Below are 24235 nucleotides of genomic sequence, written 5' to 3'. Positions count from 1 at the left end.
AAGGAATCGGGTAGCAGGTTTTACGACTGCTTCGCAGCCGAACGGGGGCAAGCCCCCTCGCCACAGTTGCGCTCGACACAACATGTCTTGTTAGCCCTCGCAAAAAAAAGCGGACAGCCATGGCTGTCCGCAAATATGCGCACATGGAGAGAAGCTTATCGCAGACGCGTTAGAACACCGACTGAATTTTCAGGCCGGCCACCAGCGCGTTATCGACTTGATCCACACCACCCGGGTGCGTGATGTATTGCAGGTTGGGACGTACGGTCAGCCAGTTGGTCACGTGGAAGCCGTAGTTGATCTCGTAGTTGTATTCGGTTTCACGAATAGGCGAGAACAACGGATTGTCGTAATCCGAAACACCGTTGGAAGCGTTGACCAACTCGGCGTTTTTCTTCACGTCATCGTTGACATGGATACGGGCGAAACCGATGCCCACGTCATCCTTCGGACGTGCGTCGAACGGGCCCTTGTACACGAACATCAACGACTGGTAGTTGTCGATGAAGTTGGTGTCCTTGTCGTGGAACGTGGCGTTGGCCGCGATGTTCAGACCACGGGAAGCGTCACCGTTGTGGCTGGTGAGTTGCTGCTGCGCGACGAACCAGTAGCCGTGCTTGCTATCGTGGACGCGGTAAGGGTTGCCGCTGGTTGCAGCGTTCTGGCCGTTGTCGTCCTCGAGAACGTCGTCGGCAGGGGCTGTGCTCTTGTAGTAACCGACACGGTATTCGCCCGGCAGGCTGTTGACCTTCGGCGACCACACCAACTCGACCGGCAACACGGTGCCATTGGTACCACTGCCGCTGAGCTTGAAGCCGTTGCCGTGTTCCAGTTGCGACGTGTTCTGGTTGTACGCGCCGATCTGGGCGTAGAGCTCGTCATTGATGTTGTACTTCACGCGGATCGCCGCCTGCATCACCGGCCAGTTGTACCAGATGTTGGTGGCCCAGTTACCCACCTGGGAGCCGCAGAACGCCAGGTTCTGGAATTCGCACGGGAAGGTGTTGAAGTCTTCGCCTTCACCGAAGTAACCGGCCTTGACGTCCAGTTTGTTGTCGAAGAACTGATGCTGAATCCACAACTGGGTCAGGCGCACCATGTGGCCACGACCGTAGACTTCCTGAGAGGAACTCAGGGTGCCGGCACGCGGGTCGCCGACACGGTCGTTGGAGATGTTCTCACCGTTACGGTTGGTGAGCTGGATCTTGGCCTGGGTGTTATCCCAGCCGAACAGTTTCTCCAGGTCCAGCGCCGCGCCCAGGCCAAACTGGTCGGCGTAGCGCGCGGTCTTGTCATCGTTGAACCCGCCATTGAGGTTGCCGCCGACTTCACCGACGTAATCCATCTTGATGTCGATGCCTTGCTCGATCAGCTTGGTACGCTCGCCACCCCAATCGCCCGTCATCCATTTGGAGTCGGAGCTGAACGCTTCATCGGCCATCGCATTGCCGGCCAGAACCAGTGCTGCCGCTGCTGACACTTGGCAGATCAACCGGGCCTTGTTCTTCATCTTCATCCCTACTTCCTCGTTTTATTGTTATTAACTTTTCTTCTTTAACGCGGTTACATCAGTTGCGACGGATAACAATCCATCCGCCACATGTCCCCCCTGTAGGAGCGAGCCTGCTCGCGAGAAACCCGAGAACACCGTGGGGTTTCAGGTTTCCAGTGTCATCGTTGACGTCCATCGCGAGCAGGCTCGCTCCTACAGTTTTGTTCTTCAGCGGCCTTTGAATTGGGCCACGTTGTCAGCATGCGCCTCGGCTTTCGGCACGCCGGCCACCCCCAACCGCTCCCCGGTCTTGGCATCGAACAGCAGCACTTTCGCCGGGTCGAATTGCAGGGTCAGGGTCTCGCCCACTGCCGGCGCCACGTCGGGTGCCAGGCGGCAGCAGACCTTGGTGTCGTTGAGGTTGACGAAGACCAGGGTGTCGGGACCGGTCGGTTCGGTGACCTGGACTTCGGCACGAATGGTCGGCAAACCGTTCACTTCGCCGTTGGCCAGGATGATCTGCTCAGGGCGCATGCCGAGGATCACTTCGCGGTCTTCAAGACCGGCGTCCTGCATGCCCAGCGGCAATTCGCAACGGGCCTGGCCGCTGTCGAGCAACGCCAGCAGACGACCGTCCTTGCGCTGCAGGCGCAGCGGGATGAAGTTCATCGGTGGCGAACCGATGAAGCTCGCCACGAACAGGTTGGCCGGGTTGTTGTAGATGTCCTTCGGCGTACCGAACTGCTGGATGATTCCGTCCTTCATCACCGCCACCTTGTCGCCCAGGGTCATGGCTTCGATCTGGTCGTGGGTCACGTAGACCGTGGTGGTTTTCAGGCGCTGGTGCATCAGTTTCATTTCGGTGCGCATCTCGACCCGCAGCTTGGCGTCGAGGTTGGACAGCGGTTCGTCGAACAGATAGATCTTCGGCCGCCGCGCCAGTGCACGGCCCATCGCCACACGCTGCTGCTGGCCACCGGAGAGTTGGCCGGGCTTGCGGCTGAGCAGGTGTTCGATCTGCAACAGTTTGGAAACCCGAGCGACTTCTTCGTCGATTTCCGCGGTCGGCATTTTGCGGATCTTCAGGCCGAAGGCGATGTTGTCGCGCACGCTCATGGTCGGGTACAGCGCGTAGGACTGGAACACCATGGCGATGTCGCGATCCTTGGGGCTCATGCCGCTGATGTCGGCGTCGTCCACCAGGATGGCGCCGCCGCTGATGGTTTCCAGACCGGCGATGCAGTTCATCAGCGTGGATTTACCACAGCCCGAAGGACCGACCAGGATCAGGAACTCACCGTCATCGATTTTCAGTTCGATGTTTTTCAGGGTGTCCGGCAAGCCGGGGCCGTAGGTCTTGTTGACGTTGCGTAATTCGAGAGTTGCCATGTTTCTACCCCTTGACCGCGCCGGACGTCAGCCCACGCAGGAAATACTTGCCAGCGAATATGTAGACCAGCAGTGTCGGCAGCCCGGCGATCATCGCGGCGGCCATATCAACGTTGTATTCCTTGGCCCCGGTGCTGGTGTTGACCAGGTTGTTCAGGGCCACGGTAATTGGCTGGGCGTCGCCACTGGCGAACACCACGCCGAACAGGAAGTCATTCCAGATCTGGGTGAACTGCCAGATCAGGCAGACCATCACGATCGGGATCGACATCGGCAGCAGGATCTTCAGGAAGATCGTGAAGAAGCCCGCGCCATCGAGCCTTGCGGCCTTGACCAGCGCATCCGGAATGCTCACGTAGTAGTTGCGGAAGAACAGCGTGGTGAACGCCAGGCCGTAGACCACGTGTACCAGCACCAAGCCCGTGGTGGTGTTGGCCAAACCGATCTTGCCGAGAGTGAACGAGGCTGGCAGCAGCACGGTCTGGAACGGCAGGAAGCAGCCGAACAGCAGCAGACCGAAGAACAGCTGCGAACCCCGGAAGCGCCACATCGACAGCACATAGCCGTTCATGGCACCGATGAACGTGGAAATCAGTACCGCCGGCACGGTGATTTTCACCGAGTTCCAGAAGTAGCTGCCAACACTGTCCCAGGCCTTGATCCAGCCGATGCCGTCGATCACGGTCGGCCAGCTCAACAGGTTGCCGGTGCGGATGTCTTCCGGGGATTTGAAGCTGGTCAGCAGCATCACGATCAACGGGATCAGGTACACCGCCGCTGCCAGCAGCAGGGTGGCGTAGATCGCGATGCGGCTGAAACTCAGGGATGGTTTTCCGAGTTGATTAGTCATGGCGTTTGCCTCGCAGCTCGGAGTACAGGTACGGCACGAGGATGGTCAGCACGGCGCCGAGCATCAGCATGGCGCTGGCCGAACCGATGCCCATCTGGCCTCGGCTGAAGGTGAAGGAATACATGAACATGGCCGGCAGGTCGGACGAGTAGCCCGGACCGCCCGCAGTCATCGCCGCGACCAGGTCGAAGCTCTTGATCGCGATGTGCGCGAGGATCATGAAGGCGCTGAAGAACACCGGGCGCAGGCTCGGCAAAACGATCTTCAGGTAGATGGTCGGCAGGCTCGCACCGTCGACTTGCGCGGCACGGATGATCGATTGATCGACACCGCGCAGGCCGGCGAGGAACATCGCCATGACAAACCCGGAGGCTTGCCACACGGCAGCGATCACCAGGCAGTAGACGACGCGATCCTGATCCACCAGCCAGTCGAGGCGGAAGCCTTCCCAGCCCCAGTCACGCAGCATCTTGTCCAGGCCGAGCCCTGGGTTGAGCAGCCATTTCCACGCGGTACCGGTGACGATCATCGACAGCGCCATCGGGTACAGGTAGATGGTGCGGATGAAGCCTTCCTTGCGAATGCGCTGGTCCAGCAGCACGGCGAGGAACACCCCCAGCACCAGGCTGATGCCGATGAACATGCCACCGAACACTGCCAGGTTCTTGCTCGCGACCCACCAGCGGTCGTTGTCCATCAGGCGCATGTATTGCTGCAGGCCGACCCACTTGTAGCTCGGCATGAAGCTGGAATTGGTGAAGGACAGAATGAAGGTCCAGATGATGTAACCGTAGAAACCAACCAACACGATCAGCATGCTCGGCGCGAGTACCAACTTGGGTAGCCAGCGTTGCAGCGCATCGAACGGTGAGGCTTTGCTGAAAACCGCCACAGAGCTCATCGGGATAATCCAGGTTTAGAGAAATGAGTCGACACGGTGACCCCCTGTGGGAGCGGGCTTGCTCGCGAAAACGGTGTGTCAGTCGACATTAATGTTGAATGTCAGTCCGCATTCGCGAGCAAGCCCGCTCCCACATGGGGTCAGGCTGTGTCAGGGATTACTGGGCAGCTTTGACAGCCGACGCCAGTTGGGCGCTGGCCTTGGCCGGGTCTGCGTCCTTGTCGTTCATGAAGTTGGTGACCACGTCGAAGATCGCACCCTGCACGGCCAGGGAAGTGGCCATGTTGTGCGCCATGCTCGGTTGCAGGCCGCCGGTCTTGTCGTCCGCGATGAAGTCCTTCGCCGCCTTCTGCGCGCACTCGTCGAAGCCGAGCTTGTCCATTTCGTTGAGCATGTCGTTACGCACCGGGATCGAACCCTTGTTCATGCTGAAGACTTTCTGGAAGTCGGTACCCAACGCCACTTTGGCCAGGTCTTGCTGGGCAGCGATGTCACCTTTGCGATCAGCCTTGAGCTTGAACACCGCCAGGGAGTCGATGTTGTAGGTGAAGGCTTTTTCGGTGCCCGGGAACGGCACGCACTGGTAGTCCTTGCCGGCGACTTTCTTCGCCGCGGTCCACTCGCTCTTCGCCCAGTCGCCCATCATCTGCATGCCGGCCTTGCCGTTGATGACGTCAGCGGCCGCGATGTTCCAGTCACGACCGGCGCGGTTTGGGTCCATGTAGGTGGTGATCTTTTTCAGCTCGGTGAACGACTTGGTCATCTCCGGGCCGGAGAGGGTTTTCTGGTCCAGGTCGACCAGGGCTTTCTTGTAGCCGTCAGCGCCCATGACCGAGAGCACCACGTCTTCGAACACGGTGCTGTCCTGCCAAGGCTGGCCACCATGGGCGAGCGCGATGAAGCCTGCGGCCTTGAGTTTGTCGCCGGCGGCGTAGAATTCTTCGAGGGTGGTCGGGGCTTTTTCGATCCCGGCTTTCTTGAACACTTCCGGGTTGATCCACAGCCAGTTGACGCGGTGGATGTTCACCGGCACGGCCACATAATCGCCTTCGTACTTGACGGTGTCGGAGACCTTCTTCGACAGCAGGCCATCCCAGTTTTCCGCCTTGGAGACTTCTTTAAGCGCGTCGGTGCTGAGCAGGCCGGTGCTGCCCCACTCCTGGATGTCCGGGCCCTTGATCTGGGCAACGCCTGGCGGGTTGCCGGCTACGGCGCGGCTTTTGAGTACGGTCATGGCCGTGGAACCGCCGCCACCGGCGACTGCGCCGTCCTTCCAGGTGAAGCCGTCTTTTTCGACTTGGGCCTTCAGGACATCGACCGCTGCCTTTTCACCACCGGAAGTCCACCAGTGAACGACTTCAACGGAACCTTTGGATTCGGCGGCCAGGACACTGAGAGGGAGTGCAGACAGGGAAGCGAGAGAAATGACAGTAGCGAGGCGAGAAATCGCATTCATCTAGGAGCACCTTTCTTGTTGTTATGCATGCAAGTCTGTTGCTTGCGCTGCATAGGATTCTAAACAGGGGTCATCCCCTCGCAGGTAACGAAGGGATGCGCGAATGTCACCGCATGGTTACATAGAACCGCTCTGGGACAACTGCGCCAGCGCCGTGGCCATGCTCGGCGCCAGCGCCAGGCGCGGAATCAGCACGGCTTGCCAGGCGTGGTAAAGGTCAGGTTTGCCGGGCCAGATATCGGCACTCGGGCGGTTTTGCGGGTCGAGTTCGTGATACCAGCTGCCATCACAGCGGTCGATGAAATGACTGTCGCAGAATTCCCAGAACAGTCGGTACCAGTGTTCGTATTGCTCTTCACCGGTTCGCTTGAGCAAGGCACTGGCGGCGGCACTGGCCTCGCAATGGGTCCAGTGCAGGCGATGGCGGACCACCGCTTTGTTGTCCCAGTCCAGGGTGTAGACAATCCCCGGCGCGCCATCGATGTTCCAGCCGTGACGGCAATTGTGCTCAAAGAGTTTTTGCGCGTCGGTGACCAGCCAGCCCGGCGTAAGCATCCCCGCTCTCACCCGCGAAGCTTCGAGGTGCAGCAACAGCCGCGCCCACTCGAAACCATGACCCGGGGTGGTGCCGTAGGGGCGGAAGCCGTCGGCCGGATTGTCGCGGTTGTAGTCCCGCAGCGGTTGCCAGGCGCGGTCGAAATGCTCGATCACCAGGTAATCGTTGGCAGCGGCGTGGCCATGGATCACTCGTTCGACAATCCGTTGGGCGCGACTCAGCCAGCGGTTGTCATCGGTGACGTCGGCCAGGGCGAGGAAGGCTTCGGTGCCGTGCATGTTGCTGTTGGCCCCGCGATAGGCTTCCTCTTCACTCCAGTCGCGGTTGAAGGATTCGCGCAGGGCGCCCTCTTCTTCGCTCCAGAAGTAGGTGTCGATGATGTCGATGGCATCATCGAGCAAGGCTTGTGCACCGGGACGCTGTGCGACTACTGCGGAACTGGCGGCCAGCGCGACGAAAGCATGCAGGTAGGCGTTCTTGCCAGTATTGCCGTCGCGGTGTTCGGCGGTCGCGAACCAGCCGCCATGCAGCGCATCACGCAACGGCCCGCGCAGGGCGGCAACCCCGTGATCGACCAGCCCGGCAAACCCCGGCAAGCCCTGGATGTGAGCCATGGCGAAGCTGTGGGTCATGCGTGCGGTGTTCATGGTCTGGGCTTGCGCATCAGCCGCAAGGCGGCCCTTTTCATCGAGGTTGCCGAAGCCTTCAGGGAGCTTCGAAGCCTTGGCAAACGCCAGCAGGCGCACGCCTTCGGCGGCCAGCCATTGCTGATGGGCAGGTGCGTTCAGCCAACTGCTGAAGGCGGGTTGGAAGGTGTCCATGGCGTACCTTTTTTGTTGTTATGACTGCAGGGCAGCATAAACAACGGACGAAGGCGGCCTTGTAACGAAGGGGGTGGGTTATGTCACCGAGCTGTGACATTCATAGGGTGAGTGATATTTGTGGCGAGGGGGCTTGCCCCCGTTGGGGTGCGAAGCGCCCCCAAAAGAGGGACCGCTGCGCGGTCCAACGGGGGCAAGCCCCCTCGCCACAGGGTCGGTGTCAATCCACTGAGCGGGGAAGCTGAAGGGTCACCCGCAACCCACCCTCACGCAGATTCTGCAGACTGACTTCACCGCCATGGCTATGGGCAATGTTGCGGGCAATCCCCAACCCCAACCCATACCCCTGCTGCTGCCCGGCCAGGCGGAAGTGCGGTTCGAACACCTGCTCCAGCCGCTGCTCCGGTACGCCCGGCCCTTCATCATCCACATGCAGGATGAATGCACTTTCATCGTCATCGATGTGCAGGTGCGCGTTCTGTCCGTACTTCAACGCATTGTCGATCAGGTTGCCGATGCAGCGCTTGAGCGCCAGCGGTTTGCCCGGATACGCCGCCAGCGCCCGCCCCTGCTGGGTCACGCGACCATTGCCGTTGGGGGCCAGGTACGGTTCGACCAGACAGTCGAGCACGTGATTGAGATCCACCGGCTCGATGTTCTCGTGAATGTCTGTGTCTTTCACGCATTGCAGCGCGCCCTTGACCAACAGTTCCAGCTCATCCAGATCGCGGCCGAACTTGGCTTGCAGCTTTTCGTCTTCGAGTAACTCGACCCGCAAACGCAAGCGGGTGATCGGCGTGCGCAGGTCATGGGAAATGGCGCTGAACAACTGGCTGCGCTCGGTCAGGTAACGACTGATGCGCTCGCGCATGGTGTTGAAGGCGCGCCCGACCTCGACCACTTCGCTGCCGCCGCCTTCGGCCACCGGTTCCACATCAGCCCCCAACGACAGATCCCGCGCCGCCCGCGCCAGGCGCTTGAGCGGACGACTCTGCCAGTGCACCAGCAGGCCGATGAACAACAGCAAAAAGCTGCTGGTCAGGACGATGAACCACACCTGCTGCGCCGGCAGGCCTTGTTCTTCAAGACTGGTGTAGGGCTCGGGCAACAGCGAGGCGATGTACAGCCATTCACCCGGCGCCATCTGGATCTGCGTGACCAGCACCGGCGGATTCACCGGTTCCAGCGTCAGCGCGTAGTGCGCCCAGGAGCGTGGCAACTCATCGAGTTTCAGGCCGCCATTGAAGATGCGCAGGTCTTGCGGGCTGACGAAGGTCACCGAGATGTCCGTGTCCTGGCCGAGGGACTGGCGCAGCACTTCATCCACCGCTTTGAGCACTGCCTCTTTGCGCGGGGTAATGGGCAGTACTTCCATGCCCAGGGGTTTGTCATTGAGCGTTACAACAAACCGGGTGCCACCCATGCTGCGCAACTGATCGAGCACCAGGGGCCGAAACGCCACCGGCAACGAACGGAAATAACTGACACTGGCCGTCATCGAATGGGCCAGGCTGCGGGCACTGGTGACCAGGCCTTCGAGTTGCGTGGCGCGCAGCTGCGACACCCAGATCACACTCGACAGTGTCTGAGCGAACAACACCGCCAGCAGGGTCAACAGCAACATCCGCCCGAGCAGCGAACGCGGCATCGGCACCTTGGCGGCGAGTTTGCGCAAAGTCTCAGTGACCATTGCCGGCAACCACGCTGGCTGCCAGTTGGTAGCCGCTGCCGCGCACGGTGCGGATCAGCCGTGGCGGTTTTTCCGTGTCGCGCAGGCGCTGGCGCAACCGACTGACCGCCATATCGACAATGCGGTCGAGCGGCATCAAGTCCCGCCCCCGGGTGGCGTTGCCAATGGTGTCGCGGTCGAGGATTTCCTGCGGGTGATCGAGGAACAGTTTCAGCAGCGCGAAGTCGGCGCCCGAGAGAATCACCTCTTCGCCGTCGATGTGGAACAGCCGATGGCTGACCATGTCCAGGCGCCAGTCATCGAAGGCCAGCACCTCACCGCCGTTACGCTCCTGGCCGAACTGTGCGCGGCGCAGCAACGCCTTGATCCGCGCCTGCAACTCCCGTGGGCTGAACGGTTTGCCGAGGTAATCGTCGGCGCCCAGCTCCAGGCCGATGACACGGTCGGCTTCGTCGGAACTGGCGGTGAGCATGATGATCGGCACCTGCGCCTGGCGCGGATGCTGGCGAATCCAGCGGCACAGGCTGAAGCCGTCTTCGTCGGGCAGCATCACATCAAGGATCACCAGATCGGCCGGCGCGTCGTTCAGCGCCTGGCGAAACCCGGCGCCATCGGCGGTGGCACGCACCTGAAACCCGGCGCGGGTCAGGTAGGTGTCCAGCAACTCGCGTATCTCTTGATCGTCATCGACCAACAAAATCGACTTGTTGACTGAGCTCACGGGGCGGCGTCCTTGTTGTTTGAATTGGGCGGATTATGCCTTAAGCACCGAAACTGCAAACACCACAAAACAACTGTAGGAGCGAGCCTGCTCGCGATGGACTTGGAAGCACCGCGTGCATTCAGAATGCACGCGTTATCGTTAACGTCCATCGCGAGCAAGCTCGCTCCTACAGGTGATCGGGTTTCAAGTCGGGATTGATTGCTCCAGCGCCACACCCGCCCCCATCAATCCCGAATACGGTGCCGTCACCAGCCACACCGGAATCCCCTTGAAGTAATCGCTCATGCAACCCTTGTCGGCGAAGCAGCGAGCGAAACCGCTCTCAAGGAAGAAATCGGCAAAGCGTGGAATCACCCCGCCAACGATGTACACGCCACCCCGCCCGCCGGTGGTCAGCACGTTGTTGCCGGCCACGCGACCGAGCCAGCAGCAGAACTGCTCAAGCACTTCCACGGCAATCGGGTCGCCCGCCAGCCCGGCAGCGGTGATCGCTTCCGGTGTGTCGAGCACAGGCGTGTGCCCGTCCACCGCGCAGATCGCCCGGTAGACGCGAGGCAAGCCGCCGCCGCTCAGGGCTGTCTCTGCACTGACATGGCCAATTTCATTGAAAATGTGCTGCCAGAGCTGGGTTTCACGCGGACTGCTCAATGGCAGATCGACGTGACCACCCTCGCCCGGCAACGCGGCGAATCGGCCCTCGCCCAAATCGAGCAAGGTGCCGACACCCAAGCCGGTGCCCGGGCCAATCACCACCGCCGGGCGCAACGGCTCCCGCGTGCCTTCGCAAACCACGCGGAATTCGCCGGGCTGCAAACGGGTCATGCCCAGGGCCATGGCCGAGAAGTCGTTGACCAGCAACAGTTGCTCGACCTGCAAGGTCTGGCAAAAGCCCTTGCGACTCAGGCGCCAGTGATTGTTGGTGAACTTGAATTCGTCGCCGCTCACGGGACCGGCCACCGACAGGCACACCGAACCAATTGAACCTGGCGCCAGACCGAGCCCGCTCAGGTAGAGACTGATCGCCTCCTCCGGGCTGGCATGGTCGGCCGTCGCCAGCACCTGGACGCTTTCCAGTTGCTGGTTTTTCCACAACGCGAAACGTGCGTTGGTCCCACCGATGTCACCGACCAAAGCCAGTTTCAATTAAGCGTCTCCAGGGCAGAAGTGAAGGCGCTGGCGCCCTGCTCCGCCGAGCTGAAGGCCATGCGCATGAAACCGAACAGCTCGCGACCGGTGCCGATGTTGTTACCCAACAGGCCCTTGGCTGGTGTGCGCGCTGCGAATTCTTCGGCGTCCACCTTAAGTTCCAGGGTGCCTTTGACGCCATCGACGCGGATGATATCGCCCTCTTGCACCCGCGCCAAAGCGCCACCGACATAAGCTTCGGGGCTGACATGAATGGCCGCCGGGATTTTCCCCGACGCGCCGGACATGCGCCCGTCGGTCACCAGCGCCACTTTGAAACCGCGGTCCTGCAACACGCCAAGGAACGGCGTCATCTTGTGCAGTTCCGGCATGCCGTTGGAGCGCGGGCCCTGGAAGCGCATCACCGCGACAAAATCCTTCTCCAGCAAACCGGCCTTGAACGCATCGGCCAGGTCCTGCTGATCCTGGAACACCATGGCCGGTGCTTCGACGATCTGGTTTTCCACGGCTACGGCGGAGACTTTCATCACGCCACGACCGAGGTTGCCTTCCATCACCCGCAGGCCACCTTCTGGCGAGAATGCTCGGGCGACTGGACGCAGGATGCTTTCATCGAGGCTGTCGGTCACGCCCTCGCGCCACACCAACTGGCCATTGTCGAGGAACGGTTCCTGGGTATAGCGGCTCAGGCCGTGGCCCATCACGGTGTTGACGTTTTCGTGGAGCAGCCCGGCTTCCAGCAGCTCGCGGATCAGGAACGACATGCCGCCCGCGGCCTGGAAGTGATTGATGTCGGCTTTGCCGTTGGGGTAGACGTGGCTCAGGGTCGGCACGACTTCGGAGAGGTCGGCCATGTCCTGCCAGGTCAACTGAATGCCCGCCGCCATGGCGATGGCCGGCATGTGCAGGGTGTGGTTGGTCGAGCCGCCCGTGGCGTGCAGCGCCACGATGGAGTTGACCAGCGAACGCTCGTCGACGATTTCGCCGATCGGGATGTAGTCACCGTTCTGCTTGGTCAAACGCGTGACCTGGTGCGCCGCTTCGCGGGTCAGGGCATCGCGCAACGGCGTGTTCGGGTTGACGAAGGACGCGCCCGGCAGGTGCAGGCCCATGACTTCCATCAGCAACTGATTGGTGTTGGCGGTGCCGTAGAAGGTGCAGGTGCCCGGGCTGTGGTAGGACTTCATTTCCGATTCCAGCAGCTCTTCGCGGGTCGCCTTGCCTTCGGCGTACTTCTGCCGCACGTCGGCTTTCTGCTTGTTGGAAATGCCCGACACCATCGGCCCGCCTGGCACGAAGATCATCGGCAGATGGCCGAAACGCAGCGCACCCATCATCAGGCCCGGCACGATCTTGTCGCAGATGCCAAGCATCAGCGCGCCGTCGAACATGTTGTGGGACAGCGCCACGGCCGTGGACAACGCGATCACTTCGCGGCTCGGCAGGCTCAGTTCCATGCCCGGCTCGCCCTGGGTCACGCCATCGCACATGGCCGGGGTGCCGCCGGCGAACTGGCCGACGGAGCCGATCTCGCGCAGGGCTTTCTTGATGAGTTCGGGAAAGACTTCGTACGGCTGGTGCGCCGAGAGCATGTCGTTATATGACGAAACTATCGCGATGTTGGCGGAGTTCATCATCCGCAGGCTGTGCTTGTCGTCGCTGCCGCAGCCAGCCACGCCATGGGCGAAGTTGGCGCATTGCAGCTGGCCGCGCATCGGACCGTCGCTGGCCGCACCGCGAATCAATGCAAGGTAAGCCTCACGCGTGGCGCGGCTGCGGGCGATAAGCCGTTCGGTGACCTCAAGGACGCGGGGATGCATGTGTAGAACTCCAGGCTAACGGATGTGGCGACCTGATTGTCTATGCTGATCAAAGGCCGGTGTCGATGGGATGACAGACGGTTTTCTTGATCGGTTGGACCAGTTGATTCAGGTCACTCGTTGTAGATTGAACAAAATATTGCCATCAAAAAGGCTTGTTTTCTATTTTTTTGCGAATAATCTTGTAATTCCAACAACAAAACGACGGTAGCGCAGACATATGACTCTTCGAATCGCAATCAATGGCTTTGGCCGCATCGGCCGTAATGTTCTGCGCGCACTCTATACCCAGGGCTACCGTCAGGATCTGCAGATCGTCGCCATCAACGACCTGGGCGACAGCGCTATGAACGCTCACTTGCTCAAGTACGACACCGTTCACGGCACGTTCGATGCCGATGTCCAGCACGACCAGGAGAGCCTGACGGTCAATGGCGACCGCATTTCGGTCAGTGCCATTCGCAACCCGGCCGACCTGCCCTGGGCCGCGGAAAAGATTGATGTGGTGTTCGAATGCACCGGTCTGTTCACCGACCGGGCCAAGGCCGCCGCGCATATTACGGCCGGGGCGCGCAAAGTGATCATTTCGGCCCCGGCCAAAGGCGCCGACGCCACCGTGGTTTACGGGGTGAACCACGACATTCTGCGCCAATCGCACCAAATCATTTCCAACGCATCGTGCACCACCAACTGCCTGGCCCCGGTGGCCCAGGTGCTGCATCGCGAACTGGGGATCGAAAGCGGCCTGATGACCACTATTCACGCCTATACCAACGACCAGCACCTGACCGACGTCTATCACGTCGATCCGTACCGCGCCCGTTCGGCCACCCAGAACATGATCCCGAGCAAGACCGGTGCTGCTGAAGCGGTGGGCCTGGTGCTGCCGGAACTGGCGGGCAAATTGACCGGCATGTCGGTGCGTGTACCGGTGATCAATGTGTCGCTGGTGGACCTGACGGTACAGCTCAAGCGCGAAGCGTCGGCCGATGAAGTCAATGCGCTGATGAAAGAAGCCAGCCAGCACTCGAAAATCCTTGGGTACAACACCCTGCCGCTGGTCTCCAGCGACTTCAACCACAACCCGCTGTCGTCGATCTTCGACGCCAACCACACCAAATCCAGCGGCAAGCTGCTCAAGGTATTGGCCTGGTATGACAACGAGTGGGGCTTCTCCAACCGCATGCTCGATAACTGCCTGGCGCTGTGCAACGCTGAATAAGCAGCACGCCCCCCGGTCTTGTAGGAGCGAGCTTGCTCGCGATGGATGTAAGGGCACCGCGCTCATTCAGGCGACCCTTGTCATCGTTAACGACCATCGCGAGCAAGCTCGCTCCTACAGGGTGCATGTCATTTCTGGAGCAACAACCCATGATCGGCATCAGCTTTACGCAAAAGACCCTGGCGGCGCGCAAGCGTATCGCCCTGGTTGCCCATGACCACTGCAAGGTGTTCTTGCTGGACTGGGCCGAACGGCAAAAAGACAAACTGGCCCAGCATGATCTGGTCGCCACCGGCACCACCGGGTTGTTGTTGCAACAACGCCTCGACCTGCCCGTGGAGAGCATGATCAGTGGTCCGCTGGGCGGCGACCAACAGCTTGGTGCGCAAATCGCCGAGCAGCGGGTCGACATGCTGGTGTTCTTCTGGGACCCCTTCGAACCGCAACCACACGACCCGGACATCAAGGCGTTACTGCGGGTCGCGGCGGTCTGGAACATCCCGGTGGCATGCAACGAGTGCAGCGCCGATTACCTCATCAGCAGCCCGTTGATGGACCAGGCGCACAGCCATCGGATTCCCGATTACGCGAGCTATTTGCAGGGACGCGCTTAAACCTTCACAAATCAATACTTGACCACTCGGGTGGATGATAAGCATTATCATTCGCTAGAAATGGATCAGGTCCTCCCGTGAGTCAGTCGCGCTTCAACCACGTTTTCCTCACCCAGCGCACCTCCCTGCTGCGTACGCTGGAGCGGATGGTCAACAATCACAGCACCGCTGAAGACCTCCTGCAGGAAACCTACCTGCGGGTGACCCGTGCGTTGAGCGAGCGGGCCATCGATCATCTCGAGCCCTTTGTTTTCCAGACGGCGCGCAACCTGGCGCTGGACCATCTGCGCGCGCGGCGCATACATTCGCGCACCATGGTCGAGGACGTACCCCAGGAGGTGGTGCACAGCGTCGCCGCCCCCACCAGCAGCGCCGAAGACGCCGCCCATGCCGAACAATTGCTGGAGCGCCTGAACGTGAGCCTCAGTGAACTCAGCGACCGCCAACAGCGGATTTTCATCCTCAGCCGCCTGCACGGGCACAGCTACCAGGAAATCGCCGACGAGTTGAACGTGTCCCTCAGCACCGTGCAGAAAGAACTCAAATTGATCATGTCGATCTGCATCGGGGTTGCCGATCGCTTGAACGCCAATTGAGCGTCTGGATCTTGCGCTGACCCTGACCGACTGCGCTGGTCATCGGGCTTTGCTACCCTTGGCCCACTTTTTACGCTTCACTAAAAAAACAGCCGTGCACAGACACAGCCGAGGAAACACCGTGACGGACAACCACCGCTCCCCTGAGCCTTCTTCGGCGCAGGACTCCGCTAGCGCGATGGACCAGGCCCTGGACTGGCTGATCGTGCTCGGCAGTCCCGACGAGGAGCAGACCCGCCAGTTTCATGCCTGGCTCGATGCCGACCCGCTCAATGCCCAGGCCTTCGCCAAGGCCCAGGCGATCTGGGACGGCCCGCAAGTGGCGAAATGCGCGCAAAGCCTGGCTGCCCGTCCCGCGAAAGTCACCGTCCTCGCTCGCCTGCGTCCGCACTGGAAACCGCTGGCCACTGCCGCCGTGCTGCTGCTCGGCCTGTTCAATTTCAGCAATTTGCCGATGCGCCTGCAGGCCGATCACCTGACCGTGGTCGGCGAGCGCCAGCGCCTGCAACTGGAAGACGGCTCCAGGGTCCTGCTCAACACCAATTCGGCGTTTTCCAGCACCATCAACGATCAACAACGTGTCGCCCGCCTGTATCAGGGTGAAGCGTTTTTCGAAGTCCAGGCCAGTCGCGGCCAGCCTCTGGAAATCGATGCCGGCCCGGTCACGGCCAGCGTTCTCGATACCGCATTTGCCGTGCGTTACCTCGACGGCGTGGCACAGGTGCGGGTGCAGCGCGGGAATGTCGACTTGCGCGCCACCCGTGACGATGCCCGGGTTCGCCTGTCCGCCGGGGAAAGTATCCGCATCGGCCCCAACGGCTTCGACCGCCCGGCCAAGCTGGATGCCGCCACCGACCTGGCGTGGGTGCAGGGGCGCCTGGTGTTCGAAAACTGCCCGTTGAACCAGGTGCTGGCCGAACTGCGCCGCTACTACCCGGGCTGGATCATCAACAACAACGAACAACTGGCTGATGTCACCGTGACCGGTAACTATCGCCTCGATCAACCGCTGGACGTGGTCCGTTCCCTGGCCCACATCACCTCGGCCCGGCTGCAGGAATTCCCCGCGTTGGTCATCCTGAACTGAATGAGAATTATTTTTACTCGATAGGCAAATCCCGTACGTCTCGTTATAGCCAATGCAATTGATTCGCATCTCATGATGCCAATCAGCACCTATAAAGATTCGTGCGACACGGAGCGCTATCGATGTCCTCTCGCCTTACCCGCCAAGCCCCTTCACCTTCCCGCGTGCTGTCGCTGCTGACCGCTGCCATCTTGATGGCCGGCACCGCACCGCTGATGGCCGCCACCACCGCCGAGCAGTCGACCCGCAAAATGGGCGACTACTCGTTCGCCATTCCCCAGCAGTCACTGGTGTCGGCACTCAATGCCTTTACCGCCGTGACGGGCTGGCAGGTCGGTGTGTCGTCGGAGCTGGCACAAGGTGTGGCCTCGCCGGGCGTACGCGGCTCCCTGTCGCCGGAGAAAGCCCTGGATCGCCTGTTGGTGGGGACCAACCTGAGCTATCGCAAACTGGGCAACAACAGCATCGTGCTGGAAAAGCGCAGCGCTGGCAGTGCCCTGAATCTGGATCAGGTGACCATCAGCGCCACCCGTAACGAACAGTCCGTGAGCAGCGTGCCGAGCACGGTCTCTGTCTACACGCGCGAAGATCTGGACCGCAACAACGTCAATACCATCAAGGAACTGGTGCGCTACGAACCCGGTGTATCGGTAGGTGGCGCAGGCCAGCGCGCCGGCATCACTGGCTACAACATTCGCGGCATCGATGGCGACCGCGTGCTGACCCAGGTCGATGGCGTGCAGGTCCCTGACGGTTTCTTCAACGGCCCGTATGCCCAGACCAACCGCAACTACGTCGACCCGGAAATCGTCAAGCGTGTGGAAATCCTCCGCGGCCCGGCCTCAGTGCTGTATGGCAGCAACGCCATTGGCGGCGCCGTCAGCTACTACACGCTGGACGCTGACGACATCATCAAACCGGGCAAGGATGTTGGTGCACGTCTGAAAACCGGCTACAGCTCCGCCGACGAAAGCTGGCTGACGTCCGGCACCGTCGCCGGTCGCACCGGCGAGTTCGATGGCCTGTTGCACTTCAGTCAGCGCAACGGTCATGAAACAGAGTCCTATGGCGAAACCGGTGGCACTGGCCTGAATCGTACCGAGGCCAACCCCCAGGACGCTCGCACCACTAGCGTGCTAGCCAAACTGGGCTGGGATTACGCCGACGACGCACGCCTGGGCCTGACCTACGAGCATTACAAGGACGACCGCGACACCAATCAATTGAGCGCCGTGGGCGGCCCGTTCAACGCCGGACGCGGTTTCGGCTTCTACAAAGCCCGCACCGGCAACGACACGATCACCCGCGAACGCTTTGGCCTGGAACACAGCTTCGGCCTGGACAGCGCACTGGCTGACAACATCAAGTGGTCGCTGAACTACCAGATCGCCAAGACCGACCAGAGCACCGAGGAAATCTACGCGCCGTCGCGGACCGTGCTGCGTAACCGCGATACCAACTACAAGGATCGCCAATGGGTATTCGATGCCCAGGCTGACAAGTCGTTTGCCATCGCCGACACCGAGCACCTCGTCACTTATGGCACCACCATCAAGCAGGACAAGATTACCGGCCTGCGTACCGGTACCGGCACGTGCCTGACCGTGGCCGGTGCCTGCCGGGTCATCGGCGCACCTAGCACCACCGACACGCTGACACCCGCCAGTGACTTCCCGGACCCAACCGTCAACACCTACAGCCTGTTCGCCCAGGATCAGATCAGTTGGGGCAACTGGACTTTCGTGCCCGGTGCTCGCTACGACTACACCCAGCTCAAGCCGCACATCACCGAAGAGTTCCTGGCCACCGCCGACCAGAGTCGCAACGGCACGGTAAGCGACGAAACCAAGACCTGGCATCGCCTGTCGCCGAATTTTGGCACTACCTACAGCTTCAACGACTATTACACCTGGTACGGCAAATACGCCGAAGGCTTCCGTACCCCGACTGCCAAGGCGTTGTATGGTCGTTTCGAAAACCTCGCCGGCGGCTATCAGGTCGCGCCTAACCCGGACCTCGAACCGGAAAAGAGCAAGAGCTACGAGACCGGTTTGCGCGGCAACTTCGAACAGGGCTCGTTTGACGTGGCGGTGTTCTACAACAAATACCGCGACTTCATCGACGAGAACGCCATCACTCCGGGCTACACCGAGACCACGTTCCAGAGCAACAACATCAAACACGCCACCATCAAGGGTGCCGAGGTCAAGGGTCGCCTGAACCTCGACGCCTTCGGCGCGCCGCAAGGCCTCTACACCCAGGGCTCGGTGGCCTATGCCTACGGTCGCAACGACGACTCGGGCGAACCGCTAAACAGCGTCAACCCGCTGACCGGCGTGTTCGGCCTCGGCTACGACCAGGACACCTACGGTGGCTTGCTCAGCTGGACCCTGGTGAAGAAGAAGGACCGCGTCGACAGCAGCAGCTTCAAGACCCCGGACGGCACCAGCACCCAGTTCAAGACTCCCGGCTTCGGCATTCTGGACCTGAGCGCGTTCTACAAGGTGACCGACGATGTGACCGTCAGTGGCGGCGTCTACAACCTCACCGACAAAAAGTACTGGCTGTGGGATGACGTGCGCGGCTACGACAGTGTCGGCGAAGCCTCGGTGACCCAACCGGCCAACCTCGACCGCCTGACCCAGCCGGGTCGCAACTTCGCGGTCAACCTGATCTGGGATATCTGATCCGGCCATCCCGCCGGGCGGTGAATTGAAACCGTCCGGCGAGGATTTTTTACTGTCAGGCGCCTGCTTGTTCGTCTCGTTACCAAGCGCCTCTTCTTCCCCCAAGGAATTGCCATGACTACCCAGGCCACCGAACAACGCCCCAACTTGCGTTCCCAGCGTTTGAACCAGATCACCAACGAACCGCACACCAAGCTCGATGCCCTGGTCAAAGCCCATGCCCCGTTTGAGACCCAGGCCAATTTCGCCCGTTTCGTGGTGGCGCAGTACCTGTTCCAGTCGGAGCTGGTGTCGCTGTACAACGATGCCGAACTGACCGCCATCGTCCCGGACCTGCCGGCCCGCTGCCGCGCCGATGCTGCCAAGGCGGACCTGGCGGACCTGGACACCGACGTGCCGGCACCTGTCGCTGGTGCCCTGAAGAACCCGACCAAGGCCCAAGCCCTGGGCTGGATTTTTGTTTCGGAAGGTTCGAAACTCGGCGCGGCGTTCCTGATCAAGCGCGCCGTGGGCCTTGGCCTGAGCGAAACCTTCGGCGCCCGCCACCTCGGCGAACCGGCCGGTGGCCGCGCGGAAGGCTGGAAGAGCTTCGTCAAAACCCTGGACGGCCTGGAGTTCAGCGCCCAGGAAGAAGCCGAAGTGGAAAAAGGCGCCATCGACGCGTTCAACCGTTTTACCGTGTTGCTGGAGCAGGCTTACGCTACCGAAGCCGCCTGATCCAACGCGCTCCCCTTGTGGGAGCGGGCTTGCTCGCGAAAGCGGCGTGTCAGTCGGCATTGATGTCCACTGACACACCCTCTTCGCGAGCAAACCCGCTCCCACAGGAGATGTTGTTAGCCTGTAGGATTTCGATTCGCCTCACGTGTTGCCTTGAGCCCATGCCCGCCTCTTCAAAACTCTCCCGCCTCCTCTTCGGCCTGCTCGCCTACGTCAGCCTGGGCATCGGCCTGATTGCGATCGTGATACCCGGCCTGCCAACCACCGAGTTCATCCTGCTCGCCGCCTGGGCCGCGACCCGCAGTTCGCCGCGCCTGAGTGCCTGGCTGGAAAACCACCGGCTGTTCGGCCCTATCCTCCATAACTGGCGCAACGGCAAGATCATCGCGCGCCGGGCCAAAGTCAGCGCCACTGTCAGCATGCTGTTATGCGCCGGCCTGATGCTGGTGATGCTCGATCATGGCTGGCCGATCTACCTGGCGATTGCCGGCATGGGGTTGGGCAACCTGTGGATCTGGTCGCGACCGGAATCACTGCCGGATACCACCTGAACAACTCCGCGATTTTTCTTCGTTTTAAAGCGCTTTTCGGCACATTTTACTGCGCAAACGTTCAACCAATACCGTTCGTCGGGTTACCCCTCATGTAACCTCAGCGACACGCCGATGTGCATTGATCGGCGCTAAATGGATTTAGCGAGTGAGCCGCAGCGGCCCACAGCCAACACTTCATCCATTCGCGAGTTCGCCCTATGTTCGACTCACTGTCCATCCGCCTGAAAATCGTCCTGCTGTCCGGTCTGTGCCTGCTGGGCGTAGTCGCCTTGATAGTGGGCATGAACATCTACCAGACCAATCAGAACGATGATCTGGTCAACGATTCCAGCAGCAGAATGCTCACCGCCAGTGTGCAGGACCTGCTCCAGGCCAAGGCCGCCGAGCAAGCGGTGCGGGTGCAGAAGACGTTCGGTGAAACCCTGACGGTGGTGACCGCCCTGGCCGACCAGATCAAGGACATGCGCACCATGGCCGCCAAGCGCTCGCTTGAGCCAGGCGCCCTGCGCGAAGAGTTGAACCTGAGCCTGAAAACCGCCTTCGAGCGCAACAGCAAAGTGCTGGGCATCTGGCTGGCGTTCGAACCCAACGGCCTGGACGGCAAGGACAGCGAATTTGCCAACGACGCCGCCCGCCAGTCCAACGAGATCGGCCGTTTCGCCACCTACTGGAGCCGCGCCGGAGGTGAGTCGCTGAACACGATCATGGTCGAAGAGGACATGACCAAGACCACCCTGAACCTCAGCGGCACGCCGTACAACGTCTGGTACACCTGCCCACGGGACAGCAAGCGCACCTGCCTGCTCGACCCGTACGCCGATACCGTCGGCAACAAGGAAGTGCTGATGACCACCATTTCCGTACCGCTGCTGGTGGATGGCAAGTCGATCGGCGTGGTCGGTATCGACATCGCCCTCGACGCCCTGCAAGCGGCGGCCGTCGATTCCCAGCGCGAACTGTTCAATAGCGCCGGGCACATGCTGATCGTCTCCGGCACTGGCGTGATGGCGGCCTACAGCGTCGACGCAACGAAAGTCGGCAAGAGCATCGGCGACACCCTGGGTGCGGATGGCAAGGACATCCTGCAATTGCTCGGCAGCGGAGCACCGAAGATTCTTCAGCAAGGCGACCTGATCCGTGCGGTGTACCCGGTCAGCCCGATCGCCGATGCCAAGGCCTGGGCCGTGGTGATCGACCTACCCAAGCAAGTGCTGCTGGCCGATTCGGTGAAGCTGCAAGCGGTGCTCGACGATGCCCAGCAAAGCGGCACGATCAAGGCCCTGTCAGTGGCGGTGATCGCCGGTGTGCTCGGACTGCTGCTGATGTGGCTCACCGCGTCGGGCGTGACCCGTCCGATCAACAGCGTGGCCGAGATGCTCAAGGCGATTGCCAGTGGCGACGGCGACCTGACCCAGCGTCTGCACTACAGCAAGAAGGACGAACTGGGCGAACTGGTGAGCTGGTTCAACCGCTTCCTCGACAAGCTGCAACCGACCATCGCGCAGATCAAGCAAAGCATCACCGATGCCCGTGGCACGGCCGATCAGTCGTCGGAAATCGCCCGCCAGACCAGCGAAGGCATGCAGGTGCAGTTCCGTGAAATCGACCAGGTCGCCACCGCGTCCAACGAAATGAGCGCCACCGCCCACGATGTCGCCAACAGCGCCTCGAACGCGGCCAATGCCGCCAAGGGTGCCGACCAGTCGGCCCGCGATGGCATGCAGATCATCGAGCGCAGCACCCGCGACATCAATCAACTGGCCGACGAAGTCAGCAAGGCCGTGACCGAAGTCGAAGCCCTGGCGGTCAACAGCGAGCAGATCGGCTCGGTGCTGGAGGTGATCCGCAGCATCGCCGAACAAACCAACCTGCTGGCCCTCAACGCGGCGATCGAAGCGGCCCGCGCCGGTGAAAGCGGTCGTGGCTTTGCGGTGGTCGCCGATGAAGTGCGCAATCTGGCCAAGCGCACCCAGGACTCGGTGGAAGAAATTCGCCTGGTGATCGAACGCATCCAGTCCGGCACCCGTGGCGTGGTCGCCACCATGCATTCAAGCCAGACCCAGGCCCACAGCAACGCCGGGCAGATCCAGCAGGCGGTCCAGGCCTTGGGCAAGATCAGCGACGCGGTCACCGTGATCAGCGACATGAACCTGCAAATCGCCAGCGCCGCCGAGCAGCAAAGCGCGGTGGCCGAAGAGGTCAACCGCAACGTCTCGGCGATCCGCACCGTCACCGAAACCCTGACCGGCCAGGCCACCGAATCGGCGCAGATCAGCAGCCAGCTCAACGCCCTGACCACCCACCAGATGAAGTTGATGGATCAGTTCCGCGTTTAAAATGTGAGCGGGCTTGCTCGCGAATGCGGTGTGCCTGACAACATCGTTGTTGAATGTGCCGGCCTCTTCGCGAGCAAGCCCGCTCCCACAAAGGGATTTCATCTGGCCCCGATTTTTTTGAACTATGATCGGGCTCTCGCTCCGGAGGGCCCTTCGATGACTGATCTGCTCACGTCCATTCAAGCCGCACTCGGTTTGCCTCACACCCCGATTCCATTCACCTCCAGCGGCGCCCTGCCCTCGGCGTTTGCCGTCACGGATCTGGCCTGCGCCAGCATCGCTGCCGCCGGCCAGGCCGCCAGCGAACTGCTGCACCAGCAAACCGGGCACCTGCCCGACCTTGAAGTTGACCGACGCCTCGCATCATTCTGGTTCGCGACCTCGATTCGCCCGATAGGCTGGAGCGTCCCACCGCTGTGGGACCCGGTGGCCGGTGACTACGCCACCCGCGATGGCTGGATTCGCCTGCACACCAACGCGCCCCATCACCGCGCCGCGGCCGAAAGCGTGCTGGGCGCCTGTGCCGACCGCGCAGCGATGGCCGGCAAAGTGGCGCAATGGGCGAACAGCGAGCTGGAGCAAGCGGTGGTCGATGCCGGGGGTTGTGCCGCCGAGATGCGCACTTGGGATCAATGGCAGGTCCATCCTCAAGGCCAGGCAGTGAATGCCGAATCCTTGATTCAGTTCGCCAACCACCCAAGCCAGGGCCGCAAAGTGTGGACAGGTTCAGTGGCTCGACCACTGGCCGGCCTCAAGGTGCTGGATTTGACCCGCGTGCTCGCCGGCCCCATCGCCAGTCGCTTTCTGGCAGGCCTGGGTGCTGATGTCTTGCGCATCGATCCGCCGACCTGGAACGAGCCCGGGGTGGTGCCGGAAGTCACCTTGGGAAAACGTTGCGCGCGCCTTGATCTGTACGACAAGACCGACCGCGCCGTATTCGAATGTCTGCTCAGGGATGCCGACATTCTGCTGCATGGCTATCGTGCCGATGCCCTTGAGCGACTTGGCTTCGGCGTGAATGAGCGCCGGTCCATGAACCCGAGCCTGATTGATGTTTGCCTCAATGCCTACGGCTGGAGCGGCCCCTGGCAAAACCGCCGGGGCTTCGACAGCCTGGTGCAGATGAGTAGCGGTATTGCCGACGCCGGTATGCTCTGCAAAGGTGCCGACAAACCGACACCGCTGCCCGTGCAGGCCCTCGATCACGCCACCGGATATTTGATGGCGGCCAGTGCGATCCGGTTGCTGGCGCAAAGGTTGAGCGACGGTTCCGGGGGCTCGGCGCGATTGTCGTTGGCGCGCACGGCGAAGTTGTTGATCGAGCAGGGGCCTGGGACGAGTGATGCATTAAGCGCGGAAGATGAGCAGGATCAGGGGTTGATCGTGGAACAGACGCCGTGGGGGCCTGCGCATCGGTTGCACGCGCCGTTGAAGATAACCGGGACGCCGATGCAGTGGGCGCTACCGGCAACGGAATTGGGTTCCCATCGCGCGCAGTGGTGGTGACGGCCGGATCGCCTTCGCGAGCAAGCCTGCTCCCACAGTTGATCGCGGTCACCTGTGGGAGCAGGCTTGCT

The 24235-nt window shown here is 61.3% G+C and carries 19 protein-coding genes and 1 pseudogene; 10 read left to right on the top strand and 10 right to left on the bottom strand.

All coding sequences use genetic code 11. The features are described 5' to 3' along the window. Positions 1-169: 169 nt before the first annotated feature. The 10 genes from KGA88_RS04825 to edd all read right to left on the bottom strand — a co-directional run bounded on the left by KGA88_RS04825 (position 170) and on the right by edd (position 12845). On the bottom strand, positions 170-1516 hold the full coding sequence (locus KGA88_RS04825; protein ID WP_223589303.1) for a carbohydrate porin: 1347 nt from the start codon (positions 1514-1516) through the stop codon (positions 170-172). 204 nt (positions 1517-1720) lie between these two features. Further along, positions 1721-2881, bottom strand: coding sequence for an ABC transporter ATP-binding protein (locus tag KGA88_RS04820; RefSeq protein ID WP_223589301.1), 1161 nt, complete (start codon positions 2879-2881; stop codon positions 1721-1723). Between the two features lie 4 nt (positions 2882-2885). Next, the gene (locus KGA88_RS04815) at positions 2886-3731 is read right to left on the bottom strand and encodes a carbohydrate ABC transporter permease (RefSeq protein WP_110661156.1); all 846 of its coding nucleotides are present in this window, start codon (positions 3729-3731) and stop codon (positions 2886-2888) included. Next, a complete protein-coding gene (locus KGA88_RS04810) occupies positions 3724-4632 on the bottom strand; it encodes a carbohydrate ABC transporter permease (RefSeq protein WP_110661155.1) in 909 nt (302 codons plus the stop codon). The genes KGA88_RS04815 and KGA88_RS04810 overlap by 8 nt, the downstream gene beginning before the upstream one ends. Positions 4633-4789: 157 nt before the next feature. Next, positions 4790-6088, bottom strand: a complete 1299-nt coding sequence (locus KGA88_RS04805) for an ABC transporter substrate-binding protein (RefSeq protein ID WP_110661154.1) — start codon at positions 6086-6088, stop codon at positions 4790-4792. Positions 6089-6205: 117 nt separating this feature from the next. After that, positions 6206-7465 (bottom strand): AGE family epimerase/isomerase, encoded by a 1260-nt coding sequence (locus KGA88_RS04800; RefSeq protein ID WP_223589299.1) that lies wholly within the window; start codon positions 7463-7465, stop codon positions 6206-6208. 220 nt (positions 7466-7685) lie between these two features. Further along, positions 7686-9113 carry an ATP-binding protein gene (locus tag KGA88_RS04795; RefSeq protein ID WP_223589425.1) on the bottom strand — a complete coding sequence of 476 codons (1428 nt, stop codon included), beginning with the start codon at positions 9111-9113 and terminating at the stop codon, positions 7686-7688. Positions 9114-9144: 31 nt separating this feature from the next. Continuing rightward, the gene (locus tag KGA88_RS04790; RefSeq protein ID WP_110663107.1) at positions 9145-9876 is read right to left on the bottom strand and encodes a response regulator; all 732 of its coding nucleotides are present in this window, start codon (positions 9874-9876) and stop codon (positions 9145-9147) included. Between the two features lie 186 nt (positions 9877-10062). Continuing rightward, positions 10063-11022 carry a glucokinase gene (locus tag KGA88_RS04785; protein ID WP_223589297.1) on the bottom strand — a complete coding sequence of 320 codons (960 nt, stop codon included), beginning with the start codon at positions 11020-11022 and terminating at the stop codon, positions 10063-10065. Further along, positions 11019-12845, bottom strand: coding sequence for a phosphogluconate dehydratase (edd, locus tag KGA88_RS04780; RefSeq protein ID WP_110662283.1), 1827 nt, complete (start codon positions 12843-12845; stop codon positions 11019-11021). The genes KGA88_RS04785 and edd overlap by 4 nt, the downstream gene beginning before the upstream one ends. Before the next feature lie 220 nt (positions 12846-13065). On the opposite strand from edd, the gene gap reads away from it, so the two are divergent. The 10 genes and pseudogenes from gap (at position 13066) to KGA88_RS04735 (ending at position 24164) form a co-directional block, all read left to right on the top strand. Beyond that, on the top strand, positions 13066-14067 hold the full coding sequence (gene gap / locus KGA88_RS04775; RefSeq protein WP_223589296.1) for a type I glyceraldehyde-3-phosphate dehydrogenase: 1002 nt from the start codon (positions 13066-13068) through the stop codon (positions 14065-14067). A gap of 149 nt (positions 14068-14216) precedes the next feature. Continuing rightward, a complete protein-coding gene (locus KGA88_RS04770) occupies positions 14217-14681 on the top strand; it encodes a methylglyoxal synthase (protein WP_223589293.1) in 465 nt (154 codons plus the stop codon). A 77-nt stretch (positions 14682-14758) separates the two neighbouring features. Next, positions 14759-15277 carry an RNA polymerase sigma factor gene (locus KGA88_RS04765; RefSeq protein WP_223589291.1) on the top strand — a complete coding sequence of 173 codons (519 nt, stop codon included), beginning with the start codon at positions 14759-14761 and terminating at the stop codon, positions 15275-15277. Positions 15278-15398: 121 nt separating this feature from the next. Beyond that, entirely contained in the window at positions 15399-16364 is a 966-nt protein-coding gene (locus KGA88_RS04760) for a FecR family protein (protein WP_223589289.1), read from the top strand. Positions 16365-16486: 122 nt separating this feature from the next. After that, the gene (locus tag KGA88_RS04755; protein WP_223589287.1) at positions 16487-19051 is read left to right on the top strand and encodes a TonB-dependent receptor; all 2565 of its coding nucleotides are present in this window, start codon (positions 16487-16489) and stop codon (positions 19049-19051) included. A gap of 114 nt (positions 19052-19165) precedes the next feature. After that, positions 19166-19768, top strand: coding sequence for a biliverdin-producing heme oxygenase (locus KGA88_RS04750; RefSeq protein WP_110662007.1), 603 nt, complete (start codon positions 19166-19168; stop codon positions 19766-19768). A 161-nt stretch (positions 19769-19929) separates the two neighbouring features. Then, the gene (locus tag KGA88_RS04745; RefSeq protein ID WP_223589285.1) at positions 19930-20319 is read left to right on the top strand and encodes a YbaN family protein; all 390 of its coding nucleotides are present in this window, start codon (positions 19930-19932) and stop codon (positions 20317-20319) included. 200 nt (positions 20320-20519) lie between these two features. Beyond that, positions 20520-21800, top strand: a pseudogene (locus KGA88_RS31705) (HAMP domain-containing protein); the annotation flags it as partial. A 102-nt stretch (positions 21801-21902) separates the two neighbouring features. Continuing rightward, positions 21903-22658 (top strand): methyl-accepting chemotaxis protein, encoded by a 756-nt coding sequence (locus tag KGA88_RS31700; RefSeq protein WP_411740833.1) that lies wholly within the window; start codon positions 21903-21905, stop codon positions 22656-22658. A gap of 156 nt (positions 22659-22814) precedes the next feature. Further along, the gene (locus tag KGA88_RS04735; protein WP_223589281.1) at positions 22815-24164 is read left to right on the top strand and encodes a CoA transferase; all 1350 of its coding nucleotides are present in this window, start codon (positions 22815-22817) and stop codon (positions 24162-24164) included. Positions 24165-24235: the final 71 nt, after the last annotated feature.

The sequence above is a fragment of the Pseudomonas sp. A-R-19 genome, from assembly GCF_019956575.1.
Taxonomy (GTDB): domain Bacteria; phylum Pseudomonadota; class Gammaproteobacteria; order Pseudomonadales; family Pseudomonadaceae; genus Aquipseudomonas.
This window is presented reverse-complemented; position numbering and strand designations above follow the sequence as displayed.

Coding starts and splice junctions, on each gene's coding strand:
- KGA88_RS04770 (WP_223589293.1), top strand. CDS start 14,217: ATGATCGGCATCAGCTTTACGCAAAAGACCCTGGCGGCGCGCAAGCGT.
- KGA88_RS04820 (WP_223589301.1), bottom strand. CDS start 2,881: ATGGCAACTCTCGAATTACGCAACGTCAACAAGACCTACGGCCCCGGC.
- KGA88_RS04750 (WP_110662007.1), top strand. CDS start 19,166: ATGACTACCCAGGCCACCGAACAACGCCCCAACTTGCGTTCCCAGCGT.
- KGA88_RS04735 (WP_223589281.1), top strand. CDS start 22,815: ATGACTGATCTGCTCACGTCCATTCAAGCCGCACTCGGTTTGCCTCAC.
- gap (WP_223589296.1), top strand. CDS start 13,066: ATGACTCTTCGAATCGCAATCAATGGCTTTGGCCGCATCGGCCGTAAT.
- KGA88_RS04805 (WP_110661154.1), bottom strand. CDS start 6,088: ATGAATGCGATTTCTCGCCTCGCTACTGTCATTTCTCTCGCTTCCCTG.
- edd (WP_110662283.1), bottom strand. CDS start 12,845: ATGCATCCCCGCGTCCTTGAGGTCACCGAACGGCTTATCGCCCGCAGC.
- KGA88_RS31700 (WP_411740833.1), top strand. CDS start 21,903: ATGCAGGTGCAGTTCCGTGAAATCGACCAGGTCGCCACCGCGTCCAAC.
- KGA88_RS04815 (WP_110661156.1), bottom strand. CDS start 3,731: ATGACTAATCAACTCGGAAAACCATCCCTGAGTTTCAGCCGCATCGCG.
- KGA88_RS04745 (WP_223589285.1), top strand. CDS start 19,930: ATGCCCGCCTCTTCAAAACTCTCCCGCCTCCTCTTCGGCCTGCTCGCC.
- KGA88_RS04755 (WP_223589287.1), top strand. CDS start 16,487: ATGTCCTCTCGCCTTACCCGCCAAGCCCCTTCACCTTCCCGCGTGCTG.
- KGA88_RS04810 (WP_110661155.1), bottom strand. CDS start 4,632: ATGAGCTCTGTGGCGGTTTTCAGCAAAGCCTCACCGTTCGATGCGCTG.
- KGA88_RS04825 (WP_223589303.1), bottom strand. CDS start 1,516: ATGAAGATGAAGAACAAGGCCCGGTTGATCTGCCAAGTGTCAGCAGCG.
- KGA88_RS04795 (WP_223589425.1), bottom strand. CDS start 9,113: ATGCCGCGTTCGCTGCTCGGGCGGATGTTGCTGTTGACCCTGCTGGCG.
- KGA88_RS04800 (WP_223589299.1), bottom strand. CDS start 7,465: ATGGACACCTTCCAACCCGCCTTCAGCAGTTGGCTGAACGCACCTGCC.